This is a genomic window from Asticcacaulis sp. W401b, assembly GCF_046503825.1.
In the GTDB taxonomy this organism is placed as follows: Bacteria; Pseudomonadota; Alphaproteobacteria; order Caulobacterales; family Caulobacteraceae; genus Asticcacaulis.
Genome location: NZ_JBKFEE010000001.1, coordinates 108,311 through 124,518, shown reverse-complemented (window position 1 = coordinate 124,518; position 16,208 = coordinate 108,311). Strand labels below are relative to the sequence as shown.

Below are 16,208 nucleotides of genomic sequence, written 5' to 3'. Positions count from 1 at the left end.
CGCGAAACCGCACGGCCTTAAGTCAATACAGGGAGGAAAGCCCCGAAGGGCGACGGTGCAGGACACCGCGTTCTAATGTCGTACAATTGGTGGAACAAACATTCAAGAGTAAAATTATTTTTCAATATTGAAAAACAGGATTCTTTTTTTGCGCGTCATTAAACCGAAGTTAAACGCGATCGGATAGCATGGTTATTGAGCAAAGCTCCCGTTCGACAAAAGACGACCGGCCACAGGGTAGGGGACACACGAAGCGTGAACTCCATCAACACCAATGTCGGGGCCATGCAGGCCCTGCAAATGCTGAACGCGACCTCGAAAGAGCTGAACGCGACGCAGGCGCGTATTTCCTCCGGCCTGAAAATCGCCAGCGCCAAGGACGATGCGTCGGGCTGGGTCATGGCGCAGGGGCAGAGAGCCCAGATACGCGCGCTGGATGCGGTCAAGGAGTCTTTGTCGCGCAATGGCTCGGTCGTGGATGTGGCCATGACCGCCGGCGAGAGCATTTCAGACCTTTTGATGGAACTGAAAGAAAAAGCGCTGGCCGCCTCTGATCCGTCGCTGAACACCACGGCCCGCCGCGCGCTGAATGACGACTTCGTCGCCATCCGCAACCAGATTGCTCAGTCGATCCGCAACGCCACGTTTAACGGCGTCAACCTGCTGAACGGATCGCGCACCTCGATTGCGGCTCTGGCCAATGCCGATGGCAGTGACACCCTGACGGTCATGGCGCAAAACCTGTCTCTGGGCGGCAGCATCCTGACCTTAAGCAGCGGTGCGGGTTTTGCCAGCGCTATGTCGGCGCAGGGACTGATCGCTACGCTGGACAGCTCGATCAGCAATATCTCCGTGGCGATGGCGCGTCTGGGGGCATCCTCCAGAGCGCTGGACCGCCACACGACCTTTATCGGCAAGTTGCAGGATACGCTTGAGGTCAATGTGGGGCGACTGGTCGATGCCGACATGGCCAAGGAGAGCAGCAAGCTTCAGGCGCTTCAGCTCAAGCAGCAACTGGCGATCCAGACCCTGAGCGTCGCCAACCGCTCGCAATCCTTCTTGCTGCAATTGTTTGGGCGATAGAAGCCGGGGCTGGCGTCCACCCCGGCAGGCTATGAAATACGCATAATATAGATTATGGGAAATAAAAAGCCGTAAGGCGGCGGTGCTCTTAATGCCGAAGCCGTGACACCGGCTCAGACAGTTTGAGCGCCGCCTGCATATGGCCCGACGCGGCACAGGCCGCCGCATCGACCACAGCGTCAAAGGCATCGGCCAGATCCATTTGCCGGGCCGCCAGGGCTTTGAGCATCTGACGCACATAGAAGCCAATGACGGCCATGGCGTAGTCGGTCTTGCCGTCGATCTGGCTGGCGATGATTTCGACCAGTTCAAGCTCGGCTTCTTCAGGCGGCAGGTCCCGGCGCGTAAAGGCGCATAGCGTGGCACCGACCGAACGTTCAATCAACGACGGATGGGTCTGCATGGCACTCACTCGAAAACAGGCTGAAATTATGCCCCTGCTTTTATAAAAAATCTATCCACAGGCGAATTTACCCTGTTGGCCTCAGCCAATGTGCGTCAGCCCGCCCATATAGGGTTGCAGCACGCTCGGAATAGCGATGCGGCCGCCCTCGTCCTGATAGTTTTCCATGATGGCCACCAGCGTGCGGCCGACCGCGAGCCCTGAGCCATTCAGCGTATGCAGGAAGCGCGTGCCCTTTTCGCCGGTCTTGCGCGTGCGGGCGTCCATGCGGCGCGCCTGAAAATCCCCGCAGTTGGAGCAGGACGAGATTTCGCGGTAGGTGTTCTGCGACGGCAGCCACACCTCAAGGTCATAGGTCTTGCGCGCGCCAAAGCCCATATCGCCCGTACACAGCAACATGGTGCGGAAGCTTAAGCCCAGTTTTTTGAGGATGGCTTCGGCGCATTCGGTCATGCGCTCGTGCTCCGCCGCCGACTGTTCCGGCGTGGTTATCGACACCAGCTCGACCTTCTGGAACTGGTGCTGACGGATCATGCCCTTGGTGTCGCGGCCCGCCGAACCCGCTTCGGCGCGGAAGCAGTTGGTCAGGGCCGTCAGACGCAGCGGCAGTTCCTCTTCCGCCGTGATGGCTTCGCGGACGAGATTCGTCAGCGACACTTCGGCGGTGGGGATGAGGTAACGGGTATCAGCAAACTGCCCTGATTTCAGACGTTCGATGAAACCATCACGCTCGGCCTCGATAGTTTGGTGAGCAAATTCTTCGATAGCAGCCCTCATAGCCTCATAATAAGTCTGCTCACCAACTTGTCTCTTAATTAGATCATCTGCAATTTTATCTAATTCAACCTGACGTACTTGCGCAGCCATATTGGCAGTACGTGTCGCATCTGCGGAAATAGCATCAAAATCTGTGCTGGTTGCTTTGAACAAATCCTCTTCAAATTTCGGCAATTGTCCTGTGCCGAACAGCGCGTGGTCCTTGACCAACACCGGCGGATTGACCTCGGTATAGCCGTGCTCGGTGGTCTGGGTGTCGAGCATCCACTGACCGATGGCGCGCTCCAGACGCGCCAGTTGCCCCTTGAGCACCACAAAGCGCGAGCCGGACATTTTCGCTGCCGCTTCAAAGTCCATCAATGGGCCAGTTGGCCCCTTGAGCGCTTCACCCAGATCGGCGTGATCCTTGGCCAGGAAGCTGAGGATATTCGGCGCACCGTGGCGGCGGATTTCGACATTGCCCGCCTCGTCTTCGCCCAGCGGCACGTCGTCAAACGGAATATTGGGCAGCGAGGCCAGCAGGGTGCGCAGGTCCTCTTCGGTCTGACGCTCGGTCTCCTGCGCCTCGGCAATCGCGCCTTTCAGGCCCTCGACCTCGGTCATCAGTTCCGCAGCCCGCGCCTCGTCCTTTTGGGCCTTGGCCTTGCCGATTTCGCCGGACAGCTTCTTCAACTGCGCCTGATTGGTCTCAAACGCCGTCTTGGCGGCGCGCAGGGCCTTATCCAGAGCGAGCAACTCATCGACATCCGCTTGTGCCGACTCGCGGCCCCGCGATGACCAGCCCTTGACATAGGCTTCAGGTGTTTCGCGTAAGGCTTTGATATCGTGCATGGAAGTGTCCTCAAGGTCTCGATGGACAGGTCGCCCTACCCACCGCTTCGCGGTCCCCCTTCCCCGCTGCGCCGGGAGGGAGGAAAATCCTTCCCCGTTTACGGGGAAGGTGGATTTCTCGTCAATGCTTCATTGACAAGAAAGACGGAAGTGGATGGGTTAGCTTACGATCGACGGCTCTTTGCGCCGCCATTCGATCATCCGCACGCACAGGATCGAGATTTCGTACAAGAGCACGATCGGGATGGCGAGCATGAGCTGTGAAATAGGGTCCGGCGGCGTGACCACGGCGGCGACGACCACGATCCCCAGAATGGCGTAACGCCGACCCGACGACAGCATTTTCGACGACACCATACCGGTCAGGCCCAGAAGCGTCAGGACAATCGGCAACTGAAAACAGGCCCCGAAGGCCAGCATCAGGGTGGTGACCAGCGACAGATATTCCGACACCTTGGGCATCAGTTGCACGGTCACGGCCCCTGCCCCCAGAATCTGCTGGCTCAAGCTGAACCACAGCACCATCGGCAGGATGATGTAATAGACGAGCAGCGCCCCCAGAACGAACAGCACAGGCGCGGCGATCAGAAACGGCAAAAAGGCCATGCGCTCGCGCTTATAGAGGCCGGGGGCCACGAAGCGATAGAGGTGCCAGGCGATCACCGGAAAGCTGAGGATAACCGCGCCAAAGCCCGCCATCTTCATCTTGGTGAAGAGGAATTCCAGCGGGGCCGTGGTGATCAGCGCCACGCTGTTCTTCGCCTGCGGCACCTCTTTGAGCCCCAGAATAATCTCGATCAGATCGAACGGCCCGGCCCCGTGGCCACCGTGGGCGCGCGAGGCCTCGAACATGCGGTTGGCCATCTCATAGGGATGGGTCAGGAAGATGTAGATGGGCTCAGCGAAGCCAAAGCACAGCAGAAAGGCTGCCACAAAGGCCACAACCATCCAGATCAGGCGCGAGCGCAGCTCGATCAGGTGGTCCATCAGCGGCGCGCGCGACGCTTCGATTTCGGCCTCGTCCGGGTGGAGGTCGTCTTTGGTCACCAGATCGTTCATGACGGGAGAGCCTCAGTCGTCTTTTTGGCGCGGCTGCGTTTGGGCTTGGGCGCAGCCGGTTCGGCTTCGGACATAAGCGGTGCATTTTCAGGGGCTTCTGCGGTTTTCTTTGCGCGCGGCTTGCGCGGCTTTGGGGCTGGCTCCGTTGCCGCAGGGTCCGCCGCCGGATTGGGCACGACGGGCTCATCGGTCAGGGACGGCTTGCCGAAATCCGCCGGGGTGTGGCCATGATCATATGCATCCGGCGACGGCACATCGACGCTGTCGCTGTAATAGTGGCCCTTGGGCGGGATGGCGTCGTTGATCTCGCCTTCGATGCGCCGCATGTCTTCGCGGATGTCGTCGATGACCGGCGAGGTCACATTGCCGGAGCGCAGAGCCTCAACCTCCTTGCGCAGGTCGTCGAGTTCCGACTGACGCGCCATGTCGTCGAAGGAGGTGCGGAATTCGTCGGCCATGGAGCGCATCTTGGCCACAAAACGACCCAGTTGCCGCAACAGCTTCGGCAAATCCTTGGGCCCCACCACAATCAGGGCCACCACCGCAATGAGTACGAGCTCAGAGCCCCCAATACCGGGCAGCATTCAAATTACGCCTTAGGGTCAGAACATGAAAAAGCAACCGCCCCTTTTCAGTGAGAGGCGGTCACGCAGAAAATAACGAAAAAGGCTTAGGCCGCGTCCTTGTCGGTGACGGTCTTGGCCGTTTCGGGCTTGGCTTCGTCCTTCTTGGCGTCCTCGTCCTTGAGGCCGTCCTTGAACGCCTTGATGCCCTTGGCGGCATCGCCCATCAGGCCCGACAGCTTGCCACGGCCGCCAAACAGCAGCAGCGCGACAACCGCGACGATGGCCCAGTGCCAGATGCTCATGCTACCCATGTCAGATCTCCATACGCGCGGCGCGGCCTTGCGGCCGCGCATCTTCGGGATACAAGTATTGCTCTCTTATAGGCGTATTGTAGGCGTACATCAAAGCGAAAATAAGCCCAATTACACCGTCTAATCGCGTTCGCCGTCGGCGCTTTCAAAGAAATCCTGTGCAAACTCGACCTGTTCCATCTCCTCAAGGCCGATGGGGTCTTCGGCTTCCCGCGCGCCGCCGGGTTCGGGGATAACGAAATCAGCGGGGACATTGAGATCAAGCAGACCGGCCGCGCGCATATCTGCCGCGCCGGGCAGGTCGTGCAGGCTGGGCAAAGAAAACACCTCAAGAAAATGCTCGGTCGTGCCATAGGTGACCGGGCGGCCTGGCGAGCGCCGGCGTCCACGCAGGCGGATCAGATTCATCTCATGCAACACGTCCAGCGTGCCGCGCGACAGGCCGACGCCACGGATCGTCTCGATCTCCGCCCGCGTGACCGGCTGGTGATAGGCAATGATGGCCAGAGTCTCCAAAGCCGCCTTCGACAGACGGCGCGGTTCTTCGCGTTCTTCGACCATCAGGTAGCCGAGATCGGGGGCAGTGCGGAACTGCCATTTGTCGGCGACGACTTCCAGCGTCACACCCCGGTCGGCGTAACGCGCCTTCAATGCCGCCAAAGCCTTACCGACATCCGCCCCTTCGGGCAGACGCCGCGCCAGATCGGCCGCCGACAGGGGGGCGGCGGCGGCAAACAACAGGGCCTCAATGGCACGTTCGATATCGAGTTTGGCAGACAAATCGGGGGTCATCGTCCCTCCATCAGCGGCGGGCGGCGGCGCAGGTAAAGCGTGTCGAACGTGCCCAGTTGCTGCACCTGCATCAGGCCTTCCTTGGTCAGTTCCAGCCCGGCCGACAGGGTAGAGGCAACGTAAGACGCGCGGCGCGGACCGCCCTCGCCCACCGGCTGCGGCGCAATCTCATCGAGCGGCGTCCAGTCCGATAACTGCGGCAGCACATCGCGCAGATGGTCGCGGGCGTCCTCCAGCGGGAAGGCCTCGACGCGCATGGTGGGGTCGTAATGGCGCGCGATTTCGCGCTGCCTCTGGGTGACATAGGCCCCCATCAGGTCGAACAGCGACACATCCAGCCGCGACGACGGCAGGATGACTGTGGCCTGCGGGTCACCGCGCGCAAACACATCGCGTTTGAGCTGAGGCCGCGAGGTGATGGCCTCCACCGCCTTGCGGATCGCCTCCAGCTTTTTCAGGCGAAAGGCCAGCGCGGCGGCCAGTTCTTCCGGTTCCGGCTCATCGCTTTTCTTGCGTTCGGGCACCGGCAGCAGCAGACGCGATTTGAGATAGGCCAGCCACGAGGCCATCACCAGATAGTCGGCGGCCAGCGAAAAACGCAGGCGTCGTGCCTGCTGGATGAAGGCCAGATACTGCTCGGCCAGCCGCGTGATCGAGATTTTCAGCAGATCAACCTTCTGCTGTCGCGCCAGTTCCAGCAGCACGTGCAGGGGGCCTTCGTAGCCATCAAGATCAAGCAGAAGGGCGTCGTCGGCCTCGATTTCCGGTGCGGGCGCGGCATCGGCCGTGAAATCGAGGCGGTGCTGAAACACCTCGTTCTCAAGCCCCGGCAAAGCGCCCGCGCGCCCGTTCACGACTTAATAGACCTCCTGATAGGCGGTCGGATCGACGAAATCCTCGTACTCTTCGCGAACGGTGACCGGACGGTGCAGCAGCACCTGAAGGCGGCCACGCGCCTCTTCGACGTTCAGCGGTTCGACCTTGTGCTTGAGGCGCAGGAGCGCGCGTTCAAGGCGCTGCTGAACCTTGCCGCGAATGGTTGGCACGAAGACCGACACAGCCTTCATTTCCTCAAGGTCGCCGCTGCAATGCAGGACGATGTCGCAACCGGCGCGCAGCGAGGCCCGTGCCCGGGCCCCGACGGGTCCTTTGAGCGCGCCCATACCGATGTCGTCGCTGAGCAACAGACCGTCAAAGCCGATCTCTTCGCGGATGACCTTGATCACCTTTTTGGAGATGGTGGCCGGGTTACGGCGGTCGAGCGCCGTGTAAACGACGTGCGCCGTCATCGCCAAAGGCATGTCGGCATTGACGGCGAAGGGCAGGAAATCGACCTTTTCCAGCTCATCACGACGCGCCTTGACGACCGGCAGTTCGTGATGCGAATCGACCTGAGCGCGGCCGTGACCGGGCGCGTGTTTGATCACCGGCAGCACGCCACCGGCCAGAAAGCCTTCGGCGGCGGCCCGGCCCATGACGGCCACAGTCTCAGCGGTCAGGCCATAGGCGCGGTCCCCGACCACATCGTGCGTGCCCGCCTGCGGCACGTCGAGAACCGGCGCGCAATCGACATTGACGCCCAGGGCGCGCAGGTCATGCGCCATCAGTTGCGCCCCCATCCGGACGTATTCACGCTGTTCAAACGGCGAATTGGCCACGGCCTCATAGGCGGCGGCGGGCGGATAGGACGGCCAGTGCGGGGCTTTGAAACGCTGCACGCGGCCGCCTTCCTGATCGACCAGGATCAGCACATCGGGGTGCCCGGCCGCGGCTTTCAGCGCATTGATCAGAGCGCGGACCTGCTCCGGTGTGTCGATATTACGCTTGAACAGGATGAAGCCCAGCGGCTTTTTGGCGGCAAAAAACGCTTGTTCAGCGGCGGTCAGCTCAAGCCCGGCACAGCCATAGATGGCGGCGGAAACCTTGGCTTTCTGTTTGATGTTCAGCATGTTTTACCGGACTCTTACTTTACGAAACAGGTCTTGCCCGCCGATTTCAGCGCGTTGCAGAACTGCTGCGCCTTATCCTTGGAGGCAAAGCCGCTAAAGGAGGTTCTGTAAAAAGTCGATCCGTCACGATCGACCTTTTCGACCACCTTGCGCGTGCCACCGACGAACAGGCCGTAGGACGAGGCCAGGGCGGCAAATTCGCGGTCAGCGATAGCCTGCGACGAGAAGGCGCCGATCTGCACCGATGCGCCGCCGGAGGTCGTAGCCACAACGGGTTTCGGTTCGGGCTTGGCTTCTGCGGTCTTGACCGGTTCGACGGGTTTCGTGGCCACAGGGGCCGGTTGCGCGGGCTTGGCGGCTGCGGGCGCAGGCTGTGTCGGTTGCGTCGGCTGGGTGGCCGGCGGCAGCAGGTTCTCATTGCCGCTGGGGGCCGCCGGTGCCGCCGCCGAAGCGGCTTCGCGGGCCTGCGGGGCCTCGGTATCATTGGCAAAGACCGGCGCGGTCCCTGAGGCATGCGCTTCCTGATTGACCGAGGGATCGAGCAGGTCCTCATCGCTCAGCGGCTTGGCCTCCTCGATATTGCCGTCCTTATAGGCCGTCAGCGGGTCGCCGACATCGCTGACCTTACGCGTATTCAGGCCCGAATTATAGAACAGCACGACCGCCAGCAGCAGCACCACCAGCACGATAAACGACGCGATCAGGGTGATCGGGGTCTGATCCCGCTTCGGCGCGGGACGACGGCTGTCGTAGCTCAGATGATCCTCGGTCGGCGGCGTGTAGGTGCCGCGTTCGTTGTCTTCCACCATGACCTTAAAAATCCTGTAGTTGCGCCTTTACGAATCATGCGCAGCGAAGCACGCCATTTTGGCAGGCTTAAGTCCATACGAAAAGAGAGGCCCGTCTAAAAAGCGGTGCGCGATCTTTATGCACACCTGTTTTTGAGAGCGCGCCGCGATTTCAGCGTTAGCGATAGCGTTTTTGCGTCGCGACTGTCGGTTGCGATTTGATAACTCTTTCATGTTATTCTCTAACGCGGAGGACAGGATGGACCAGCTCACAGACAAAGACAGGCTGATCTTCATGGCGCACAGCGATCTGCGCGTAATGGTCCTGCGTCCGGTCGGCACCCTGTCGCCGGAAGACCTGATTGAGCAGTTTTTCCTGTCGCTCAAGCGCGTGGAACGGCCGTGGCTTTATCACCGCCTGGTCGATATGCGGCGCTATGACCGCGATTTCGGCGCCGAGCACATCAACACGCTAGCCAAACGCTGGCAAGCCGTGCGCGGTCGCCATAGCTGCTATGCCCATGTGGCGCTGGTTTCGCCGGTCAGGTGCCCGCACTGGCACGTCGCGGCACCGCTGCCCGGCTTTCCCAATGAGACCCTGTGCCGTTTCACCAGCTATTCGTATGCCTTCAACTGGTTGACCGCGACGGATCGGCACGCCTATCTGTCCCAGATTGCAGAGGTGCCCGCGGATCAGGCGCGCAAACCCCGGCCGGCGTCTTTTTCGGGCGATCTGGTCCTCGATTAGAGCGCATTCCGAAACGAAGTTCGGCGAAGCCAAAAGTGTGCAACGGTTTTCGAAATCAAATGCGCGACAAAGCAAAATGTTAGAGCGAGATTTCGATTCAACCTGTACGAAATCCGCTCTAGCCCCAAAACTTTGCATTCAGGCGTGTTCGGGGAGCGCCGCCTGCGGCCTCAGCGCGCCCTTCCACACCAGATAGGCAATCCCGGCGATCAGGACGACAGACGTGATAAGGCTGCCTTCCGGGCCGAACTTGCCGCCGGTAATCCACCAGGCGGCATCTGTCGATTTGAGATCGGTGACCAGCGGCAGGACATCAAGGTTCTGACCGCTGACTTCGACGCCGAACCCGGCCCCCAGAAGGAAGTTCCATGCGCTGTGCCACGCGCAGACGCCCCACAACGAGCGTTCCTGAATGGCATAAAGGCTAAAAAAGATGCCGACCAGAATGATATTGGTCAGGCCGAGGAAAAGTTCCTTCGACGGCGTAATATTGGCCGCGTGCAGCAGGGAGAAAACCAACATGCTGACGCCTATGCCCCAGTAGATACCGTGACGTGACGCCACGACCTGCATCAGATAGCCCCGCATGGCAATCTCTTCGGTCGCCCCCTGCACCATAAAGCCCGCAAAGATGGCGGCGATGGGCACAAAGGTCATCAGGCCGGGCTTACCCCACGCGCCGAGACTTTCGATCGTGTATCCCCCGGCCAGCCAGATACCGCCAATGGCCGCAGCAGCAAAGCCGAAGCCGATCCCCAACCCCCTCAGATAGCGTTTCAGACCGTCCCGGTTGAAGCCGAGCGCGGCGATCCCTCGCCGCTCGAACAGAAAGGTCCAGAGGAAAAAGATCAGGGCGATCGGCGCAAAAAACACCAGCATCAGCGCGTCGGCGCGCCAGTCGATGCCCGTCTCTAAAGGCAGTTTCAGCCACGTCATCGCTATCACGACGGGGATCTGCCCCAGAATGATAAAAACGATGGTGAGCACAATCGCCGCCCACGTCCAGGTGCGGCGCGCCTTTACCGGACGCGGTGCGTAAAGATCAATACCTGCCATGCGGAACCCCCTGTGTAACGCCCCACAGTCTCATTAAATGAAACCCAGGGCAAGCCTCAGCCTGTGCCCGCCAGAGGTTCGAGAACGCTCAGATGATCCGCCTCCTGCGCCGGCTTGTCCCAGCGGATGCGGCTGATGCGCGGGAAGCGCAAGGCGAAGCCCGACTTGTGGCGTTTGGAGCGATTGACCGCATCGAAGGCCACTTCAAACACCAGTTCTTTCTTCACTTCGCGCACCGGCCCGAAGCTGTTGAGCGTGTTGTGGCGCACCCATTTGTCGAGTTCCCTCAACTCGGCGTCGGTAAAGCCAAAATAGGCCTTGCCGATGGGCAGGAGCTGATTGCCGGACCACAGACCGAAGGTGAAGTCCGAATAGAAGCTCGACCGCTTGCCCAATCCGCGCTGCGCGTACATCAGCACCGCATCGACCAGTTTGGGGTTGATCTTCCACTTGTACCACGGCCCCGTCGGTCGCCCGGCGACATAGGCGCTGTCGCGGCGTTTCAGCATCAGCCCTTCGATGACCGAGGCGTTATTGACGCTGGCGCGCAAGGCTTCCAGTTCGGCAAAATCGCCATAGGGCAGTTGCGGCGACAAACGGATGCCGTCGGGCTGATGACGCTCAAGGGCGGCCTGCAACAGGGCGCGGCGCTGGTCATAGGGGCAGGCGCGCACGTCCTCGTCCTCCAGAAACAGTACATCATAGGCGACAATCGCCGCCGGATAGTCGGCCATATATTTTGCCGAAGGGGCTTTGCGCCCCAGCCGCTGTTGCAGATCGTTAAACGTCCCCGTCTCGTCGCCGCGTTGGACCAGAAGCTCACCGTCGAGCACAGCGTGGAAATTCAAATGCGCCAGAACGTCCGGAAACGACCCGGAAATATCGTCACCCGTCCGCGTAAACAGGGCGCGACCGATGCCTGAATGCACGATCTGCACGCGAATGCCGTCATACTTCCATTCGGCGGCATAGGTGTCGGGCGTGATCAGGGCGTGGTCCCTGGCCTCCAGCGGGTGGGCCAGCATGACCGGCGTAAAGGTCAGGCGCTCGCTGACGACCGGTTCCGGCTTCCGCCCCTCCAGCCAGTCAAACAACGGTTGATAGGGTGGGTCTATGCCGTGCCACAGGCTCTCGATGCGCTCGACCGGCTGATCACCGAATTTCGCCAGCACCTGTTTGAGCAGGCGCGCCGAGACGCCAATGCGTAGCGCCCCGGCCCCGATCTTGAGCAAAGCCCAGCGTTCGGGTGAGGTCATGCGATCGAGCAACCCCGCCACATAGTCGGGCAGTTGCGCTTTGGGCGTCTGGCGCAAGGCCCCAACCACCTCATGCAAAGCTGGCAGGTCGCCCTGTTTCGCTTCGGCGGCGGGCCACAGATGGGCGACGGTTTCCGACAGTTCGCCGACATAGTCGTGGCTGAGGGCCAGAAGCGTCGGATCGACCCGGGCGCGGATCAGTTCCAGCACCATTGCGCGCCGGAAATTGGGCAGGGACAGGTCGCCAGCAATGATCGCCACCGCATAGCCGCGGTCGGGATCGGGCGTGGTACGCAGATAGTCGAGCAGTAGCCGCGTCTTACCCAGCGTCGATGGCTCGTAATAGAGGCTTTCCAGCAGACGGGAAAAAGCTTTCATTCCGCGTCATCCTCATAACCGATCAGGTGCAGGGCGCGGGCCTTCAGACCCATCTGCGTCGCCTGATGCACCAGCGCGTCGTCGCGGCCATGCGTCACCCACACCTCCGGCGCACCGACATCTCTCAGGGTCTGGATCAGTTCGTCCCAATCGGCATGGTCGGAAATCACCAGCGGCAGTTCGACGCCCTTCTGTTTGGCGCGCGCCCGTATGCGCATCCAGCCGGAGGCTGCCGCCGTCAGTACCTCCGGCAGTCGCCGTGACCAGCGGTCCTTGAGCGCCGAGGGCGGACACAGGACAATCTTTCCGGCCAAAGTCCGGGCGTTTTCCGCCGTCACCGGCTCCAATGGCCCCAGATCAACCCCAAACGATTGATAAAGGTCGCACAATCGCTGCATGGCGCCGTGCAGATAGAGGGTTTCGACATAGCCCGCCGCGCGCAGGGCGCAGATGACACGCTGACACTTGCCCAGAGCGTAGGCCCCGACGAGGTGACAGCGATCCGGAAACTGCCGCAGCGAGTCCAGCAGGCGCGCAATCTCCTCCTCCAGCGGCGGATGGCGAAACACCGGCAGGGCAAAGGTCGCTTCGGTGACAAACACATCGCACGGCACCGGCTCAAACGGCGCGCAGGTCGGATCGGCCCGGCGTTTATAATCGCCGGAAAAGACGATGGTGGACCCCTCATATTCGAGCCGCGCCTGCGCCGAGCCCAAAATATGCCCCGCCGGGTGCAGGCTGAGGCGCACGCCATTGAGGTCAACGCTTTGCCCGTAGGTCAGCGGATGTTCGGCCTCGCTGAAATGGTTGTCGCCATAGCGGCTGCGCATGATGGCGAGCGTTTCCGGCGTGGCGAAGACGTGCTGATGACCGGCGCGGGCGTGATCGGCGTGGCCGTGCGTCACGACGGCGCGTTCGACCGGCTGCATGGGGTCGATAAAGAAGTCACCGGGCCGGCACCATACGCCTTGCGGCCGCACTTCGATCCAGTCACGCGGATGGGTCATTGATCACCCCGGCGATCCTGAACGTAACAGGCGGCATAACTGCCTTTTTATGACCGTTCACGTTAAAAGCCTCCCATGACGATACCTGATGCCTTCCAGTCGTGGTTTAGTTCTCAAGGCTGGACCCTGTTGCCGCATCAGCGTGAGATGACGGCGCGCTTTGCCGCCGGGCGCTCGACGCTTCTGACCGCGCCGACCGGCACCGGAAAGACGCTGGCAGGGTTTCTGGGGTCCCTCATTGATATTACGCAGACGCGGCCAAACGGTTTGCATACCCTGTATATTTCGCCGCTGAAGGCGTTAAATTACGATATCGAACGCAATGTCACGGCGATGATCGAGGCGCTCAGCCTTCCCGTGCGTGTGGAAAGCCGCACGGGGGATACGTCGCAATATCGCCGCCAACGCCAGCGCGCCAACCCGCCGCACATCCTGCTGACGACACCGGAATCGCTGATGCTGCTGCTCTCCTATCCGGAGGCGGCCCAGATGTTTGGTACACTCAAAGCCGTCATTATCGACGAAATCCATCAGGTGGCGGCGTCACGGCGCGGCGACCTGATCGCGCTGGCGCTGGCGCAGCTTGAGGCCTTCAGTCCCGGCTTTCGCCGCATCGGGTTGTCGGCCACGGTGGCCGAGCCTGAGCGGTTCTGCGACTGGCTGGGGCACGAGGCTAACGCCGTCGAACATCTCGACAGCCGCACCCTGGGTATGGCCGAGGCCGCGCCGGAGGTGGCTATCCTGCCGACGCGCAAAGCGCCGCCCTATAACGGCTTCATGGCGCAGTACGCGGTGTCGGAAATCCTGTCCGAGATCGCAAAGGCGCGCACCGCCATCGTCTTCGTCAATACCCGCGCGCAGGCCGAACTGCTGTTTCAGTTCCTGTGGGAGGCCAATGAAGAGGCCCTGCCCATCGCCATCTACCACGCCTCGCTGACGCGTGAGATGCGCCTGAAGACCATCAGCCTGATGGCCGCGGGCAAGCTGCGGGCATTGGTCGCCACCTCAGCCATCGAACTGGGGATCGACTGGGGCGATGTCGATCTGGTCATACAGGTCGGCGCCCCCAAGGGCGTCAGCCGCCTCTTGCAGCGCATAGGCCGGTCAAATCACCGCGTCGATGTGCCGTCAAAGGCCTTTCTGTGCCCGGCCAACCGCTTTGAGGTGCTGGAATGCGAAGCCGCCATTGCCGCTATCCGTGCCGGGAAACTCGACGGCGATGTCCCTCAGCCGGGGGCGCAGGACGTGCTGGCGCAATTCATCCTCAATGCGGCGTGCAGCGCGCCGGTGACGCCCGAAGCCCTCTATGCCATTGTCCGCACCGCGTGGTCCTATCGCGACCTGAGCTATGCGCAGTTCGAGACCCTGTTCCGCTTTGTCGTCGATGGCGGTTATGTGCTGAGAAACTACGACCGCTGGCACCGCCTGAGCGAAACCGAACAGGGGTGGATACCGGCCTCCGCCCAGATCGCCCGCCGCCATCGTCAGAATATCGGCGTCATTATCGAGGCCGGAAAGCTCAGGGTGCGGCGTCTGCACGGGCGCGGCGGGAAGTATCTGGGGGAAATCGAGGAGCAGTTCGGGCAGTCGATGCGACCCGGCGATACCTTCTTCTTCGCCGGTGAGGTGCTGGCCTTTGAGCGCATCCACGACATGACGCTCGATGCCCGCCCCAGCGCCGCCAAGGAGCCCTTGCTGCCCACCTATTCCGGCGGGCAGATGCCGCTTTCGACCTTCCTGGCTGACGGGGTGCGCGGCCTGTTGCAGTCGGAGGCGACGCTTGGCGAATTGCCCAAAGAGGTGCACGACTGGCTGAGGCTGCAAACGCGCTTTTCGCGCCTGCCCGACCGTCAGGACCTTTTGATCGAGAGCTTTCCGCGCGGCAAGCTCTATACGCTGGTCCTCTATACGTTTGAGGGCCGGCGCGCCAATCAGACGCTGGGGATGCTCCTGTCGCGACGCATGGAGCGCTATCAGCTTCATCCCTTGAGTTTCACCGTCACCGATTACGGACTGGCCATCAACAGCGTCGAACAGGTAACCGACGGCATGATCCATGACCTGTTTTCGACCGATATTCTGGCCGACGAGCTGGAGGAATGGCTGGCGGACTCGCCCATGCTCAAACGCTCATTCCGCCGCGTGGCGACCATTGCCGGCTTGGTCGAACAGAACAACAATGCCGCGCGCAAGACACTGAAACAGGTAACCTTTTCGACCGATCTCATCTATGATGTGCTGCGCAAGTATGAGCCCGATCATGTCCTTCTGCGGCTGTCGCGCGCCGATGCCGAACGCGAACTTCTGGACCTCGACCGTTTGACCGACCTCATCCTGACCTTCCGCGACCGCATCGCCTTTTGCGACCTGCCGCGTCCCTCGCCCCTGTCCCTGCCCGTTATTCTGGATGTGCGGACCGAGCGCCTGCCCGGTGGCGGTATCGAGGCCCTGTTGCAGCAGGAAAGCGCCGAAGCGGCGGCCGAACGCCTGATGCAGGAGGTGGTCGATGGCCTCGACAGCTGAGGTAGAGTTTGCGGGCCACAAGATGGTGCTCGATGCCGAACTGGCGCTGTGGTGGCCGGCGCACCGCCTGTTGGCCGTATCGGACCTGCATTTCGAAAAATCGACCTTTCTTGCGCAGTTCGGATCGGCCATCGCCCCTTACGATACGCTGGACACGCTAACGCGCCTCGAAGCCCTGATTGTGCGTTATCAGCCGCGCACCCTTATTCTGCTTGGCGACAGCTTCCACGATCGCGGCGCGTGGCAAAGGCTGGAGGCCCACACGCGAACCCATCTGCTGAGCCTGTGCGGCACGGTCGAGTCGTGCCTGTGGGTCGAGGGTAATCACGATGTCGGCCTGATCCGCGACGACTGCCTCACCTTTGTGGACGACCACGTGGTCGAGGGCATCGCCTTCCGCCACGAGGCCGAAGCGACGGACCAGCCGCAGATTATCGGCCATTTCCACCCCAAGCTGACCACGCGGGTGCGCGGTCACAAGGTCAGCGGCAAATGCTTTGCGCTTAACCGCAAACGCCTGATCCTGCCCGCCTTCGGCAGCTTTACCGGCGGGCTCGATATCCAGCATGAAGCCCTTAGCGAAGCGGCGCAGGGTGAGGCCTTTACCCCTTATCTGATTTATGGGCGGACCATCCTGCCCATCCGCACATGAACCTCACGCACCGTCGGATCGCATCCTTA

16 protein-coding genes are annotated in these 16,208 nt (G+C 61.4%); 4 read left to right on the top strand and 12 right to left on the bottom strand.

Translation table 11 applies throughout. The annotated features are described in order from the left end of the window. The first annotated feature begins 255 nt into the window (after nt 1-255). Nucleotides 256-1,083, top strand: a complete 828-nt coding sequence (locus ACK8OE_RS00490; protein ID WP_126420325.1) for a flagellin — start codon at nt 256-258, stop codon at nt 1,081-1,083. Nucleotides 1,084-1,171: 88 nt separating this feature from the next. On the opposite strand, the gene ACK8OE_RS00485 is transcribed toward ACK8OE_RS00490, so the two are convergent. The 9 genes from ACK8OE_RS00485 to ACK8OE_RS00445 all read right to left on the bottom strand — a co-directional run bounded on the left by ACK8OE_RS00485 (nt 1,172) and on the right by ACK8OE_RS00445 (nt 8,580). Beyond that, nucleotides 1,172-1,486: a hypothetical protein gene (locus ACK8OE_RS00485; RefSeq protein WP_290797560.1), complete on the bottom strand. Its 315-nt coding sequence runs from the start codon at nt 1,484-1,486 to the stop codon at nt 1,172-1,174. Between the two features lie 81 nt (nt 1,487-1,567). Next, the gene (gene serS, locus ACK8OE_RS00480) at nt 1,568-3,094 is read right to left on the bottom strand and encodes a serine--tRNA ligase (protein WP_410270950.1); all 1,527 of its coding nucleotides are present in this window, start codon (nt 3,092-3,094) and stop codon (nt 1,568-1,570) included. 159 nt (nt 3,095-3,253) lie between these two features. Continuing rightward, entirely contained in the window at nt 3,254-4,153 is a 900-nt protein-coding gene (tatC, locus tag ACK8OE_RS00475) for a twin-arginine translocase subunit TatC (RefSeq protein WP_410270949.1), read from the bottom strand. Further along, nucleotides 4,150-4,737: a Sec-independent protein translocase protein TatB gene (gene tatB / locus ACK8OE_RS00470; protein WP_410270948.1), complete on the bottom strand. Its 588-nt coding sequence runs from the start codon at nt 4,735-4,737 to the stop codon at nt 4,150-4,152. The genes tatC and tatB overlap by 4 nt, the downstream gene beginning before the upstream one ends. An 86-nt stretch (nt 4,738-4,823) precedes the next feature. Next, nucleotides 4,824-5,030: a twin-arginine translocase TatA/TatE family subunit gene (locus ACK8OE_RS00465; protein ID WP_290797573.1), complete on the bottom strand. Its 207-nt coding sequence runs from the start codon at nt 5,028-5,030 to the stop codon at nt 4,824-4,826. 120 nt (nt 5,031-5,150) lie between these two features. After that, nucleotides 5,151-5,822, bottom strand: coding sequence for an SMC-Scp complex subunit ScpB (scpB, locus tag ACK8OE_RS00460; RefSeq protein ID WP_290797575.1), 672 nt, complete (start codon nt 5,820-5,822; stop codon nt 5,151-5,153). Further along, on the bottom strand, nt 5,819-6,676 hold the full coding sequence (locus tag ACK8OE_RS00455) for a segregation and condensation protein A (RefSeq protein WP_410270947.1): 858 nt from the start codon (nt 6,674-6,676) through the stop codon (nt 5,819-5,821). Before ACK8OE_RS00455 ends, scpB begins: the two co-directional genes overlap by 4 nt. A gap of 3 nt (nt 6,677-6,679) precedes the next feature. Continuing rightward, nucleotides 6,680-7,771, bottom strand: coding sequence for a beta-N-acetylhexosaminidase (gene nagZ, locus ACK8OE_RS00450; RefSeq protein ID WP_410270946.1), 1,092 nt, complete (start codon nt 7,769-7,771; stop codon nt 6,680-6,682). Between the two features lie 14 nt (nt 7,772-7,785). Further along, nucleotides 7,786-8,580 (bottom strand): SPOR domain-containing protein, encoded by a 795-nt coding sequence (locus ACK8OE_RS00445; protein WP_410270945.1) that lies wholly within the window; start codon nt 8,578-8,580, stop codon nt 7,786-7,788. 238 nt (nt 8,581-8,818) lie between these two features. Between ACK8OE_RS00445 and ACK8OE_RS00440 the strand changes: the two genes are divergently transcribed. Then, nucleotides 8,819-9,307, top strand: coding sequence for a hypothetical protein (locus ACK8OE_RS00440; protein ID WP_410270944.1), 489 nt, complete (start codon nt 8,819-8,821; stop codon nt 9,305-9,307). Between the two features lie 138 nt (nt 9,308-9,445). On the opposite strand, the gene ACK8OE_RS00435 is transcribed toward ACK8OE_RS00440, so the two are convergent. Genes ACK8OE_RS00435 through ACK8OE_RS00425 form a run of 3 tightly spaced genes read right to left on the bottom strand, consistent with a single transcriptional unit; the run spans nt 9,446 to nt 13,004 of the window. Next, complete coding sequence (locus tag ACK8OE_RS00435; RefSeq protein WP_410270943.1) at nt 9,446-10,363, bottom strand: CPBP family intramembrane glutamic endopeptidase; 918 nt, start codon at nt 10,361-10,363, stop codon at nt 9,446-9,448. A gap of 56 nt (nt 10,364-10,419) precedes the next feature. Beyond that, on the bottom strand, nt 10,420-11,997 hold the full coding sequence (locus ACK8OE_RS00430) for a cisplatin damage response ATP-dependent DNA ligase (RefSeq protein ID WP_410270942.1): 1,578 nt from the start codon (nt 11,995-11,997) through the stop codon (nt 10,420-10,422). Then, entirely contained in the window at nt 11,994-13,004 is a 1,011-nt protein-coding gene (locus ACK8OE_RS00425; RefSeq protein ID WP_410270941.1) for a ligase-associated DNA damage response exonuclease, read from the bottom strand. The genes ACK8OE_RS00430 and ACK8OE_RS00425 overlap by 4 nt, the downstream gene beginning before the upstream one ends. A gap of 75 nt (nt 13,005-13,079) precedes the next feature. On the opposite strand from ACK8OE_RS00425, the gene ACK8OE_RS00420 reads away from it, so the two are divergent. Together ACK8OE_RS00420 and pdeM are read left to right on the top strand one after the other, a co-directional pair. Beyond that, complete coding sequence (locus ACK8OE_RS00420; protein ID WP_410270940.1) at nt 13,080-15,527, top strand: ligase-associated DNA damage response DEXH box helicase; 2,448 nt, start codon at nt 13,080-13,082, stop codon at nt 15,525-15,527. Further along, nucleotides 15,511-16,179: a ligase-associated DNA damage response endonuclease PdeM gene (gene pdeM, locus ACK8OE_RS00415; protein ID WP_410270939.1), complete on the top strand. Its 669-nt coding sequence runs from the start codon at nt 15,511-15,513 to the stop codon at nt 16,177-16,179. Before ACK8OE_RS00420 ends, pdeM begins: the two co-directional genes overlap by 17 nt. Nucleotides 16,180-16,208 lie beyond the last annotated feature (29 nt).

What these genes read in the sequence shown, in the direction of transcription:
- ACK8OE_RS00445 (WP_410270945.1), bottom strand. Translation starts at nt 8,580, where the DNA reads ATGGTGGAAGACAACGAACGCGGCACCTACACGCCGCCGACCGAGGAT.
- ACK8OE_RS00485 (WP_290797560.1), bottom strand. Translation starts at nt 1,486, where the DNA reads ATGCAGACCCATCCGTCGTTGATTGAACGTTCGGTCGGTGCCACGCTA.
- ACK8OE_RS00465 (WP_290797573.1), bottom strand. Translation starts at nt 5,030, where the DNA reads ATGGGTAGCATGAGCATCTGGCACTGGGCCATCGTCGCGGTTGTCGCG.
- tatC (WP_410270949.1), bottom strand. Translation starts at nt 4,153, where the DNA reads ATGAACGATCTGGTGACCAAAGACGACCTCCACCCGGACGAGGCCGAA.
- scpB (WP_290797575.1), bottom strand. Translation starts at nt 5,822, where the DNA reads ATGACCCCCGATTTGTCTGCCAAACTCGATATCGAACGTGCCATTGAG.
- pdeM (WP_410270939.1), top strand. Translation starts at nt 15,511, where the DNA reads ATGGCCTCGACAGCTGAGGTAGAGTTTGCGGGCCACAAGATGGTGCTC.
- ACK8OE_RS00440 (WP_410270944.1), top strand. Translation starts at nt 8,819, where the DNA reads ATGGACCAGCTCACAGACAAAGACAGGCTGATCTTCATGGCGCACAGC.
- ACK8OE_RS00420 (WP_410270940.1), top strand. Translation starts at nt 13,080, where the DNA reads ATGACGATACCTGATGCCTTCCAGTCGTGGTTTAGTTCTCAAGGCTGG.
- ACK8OE_RS00425 (WP_410270941.1), bottom strand. Translation starts at nt 13,004, where the DNA reads ATGACCCATCCGCGTGACTGGATCGAAGTGCGGCCGCAAGGCGTATGG.
- tatB (WP_410270948.1), bottom strand. Translation starts at nt 4,737, where the DNA reads ATGCTGCCCGGTATTGGGGGCTCTGAGCTCGTACTCATTGCGGTGGTG.
- nagZ (WP_410270946.1), bottom strand. Translation starts at nt 7,771, where the DNA reads ATGCTGAACATCAAACAGAAAGCCAAGGTTTCCGCCGCCATCTATGGC.
- serS (WP_410270950.1), bottom strand. Translation starts at nt 3,094, where the DNA reads ATGCACGATATCAAAGCCTTACGCGAAACACCTGAAGCCTATGTCAAG.
- ACK8OE_RS00430 (WP_410270942.1), bottom strand. Translation starts at nt 11,997, where the DNA reads ATGAAAGCTTTTTCCCGTCTGCTGGAAAGCCTCTATTACGAGCCATCG.
- ACK8OE_RS00435 (WP_410270943.1), bottom strand. Translation starts at nt 10,363, where the DNA reads ATGGCAGGTATTGATCTTTACGCACCGCGTCCGGTAAAGGCGCGCCGC.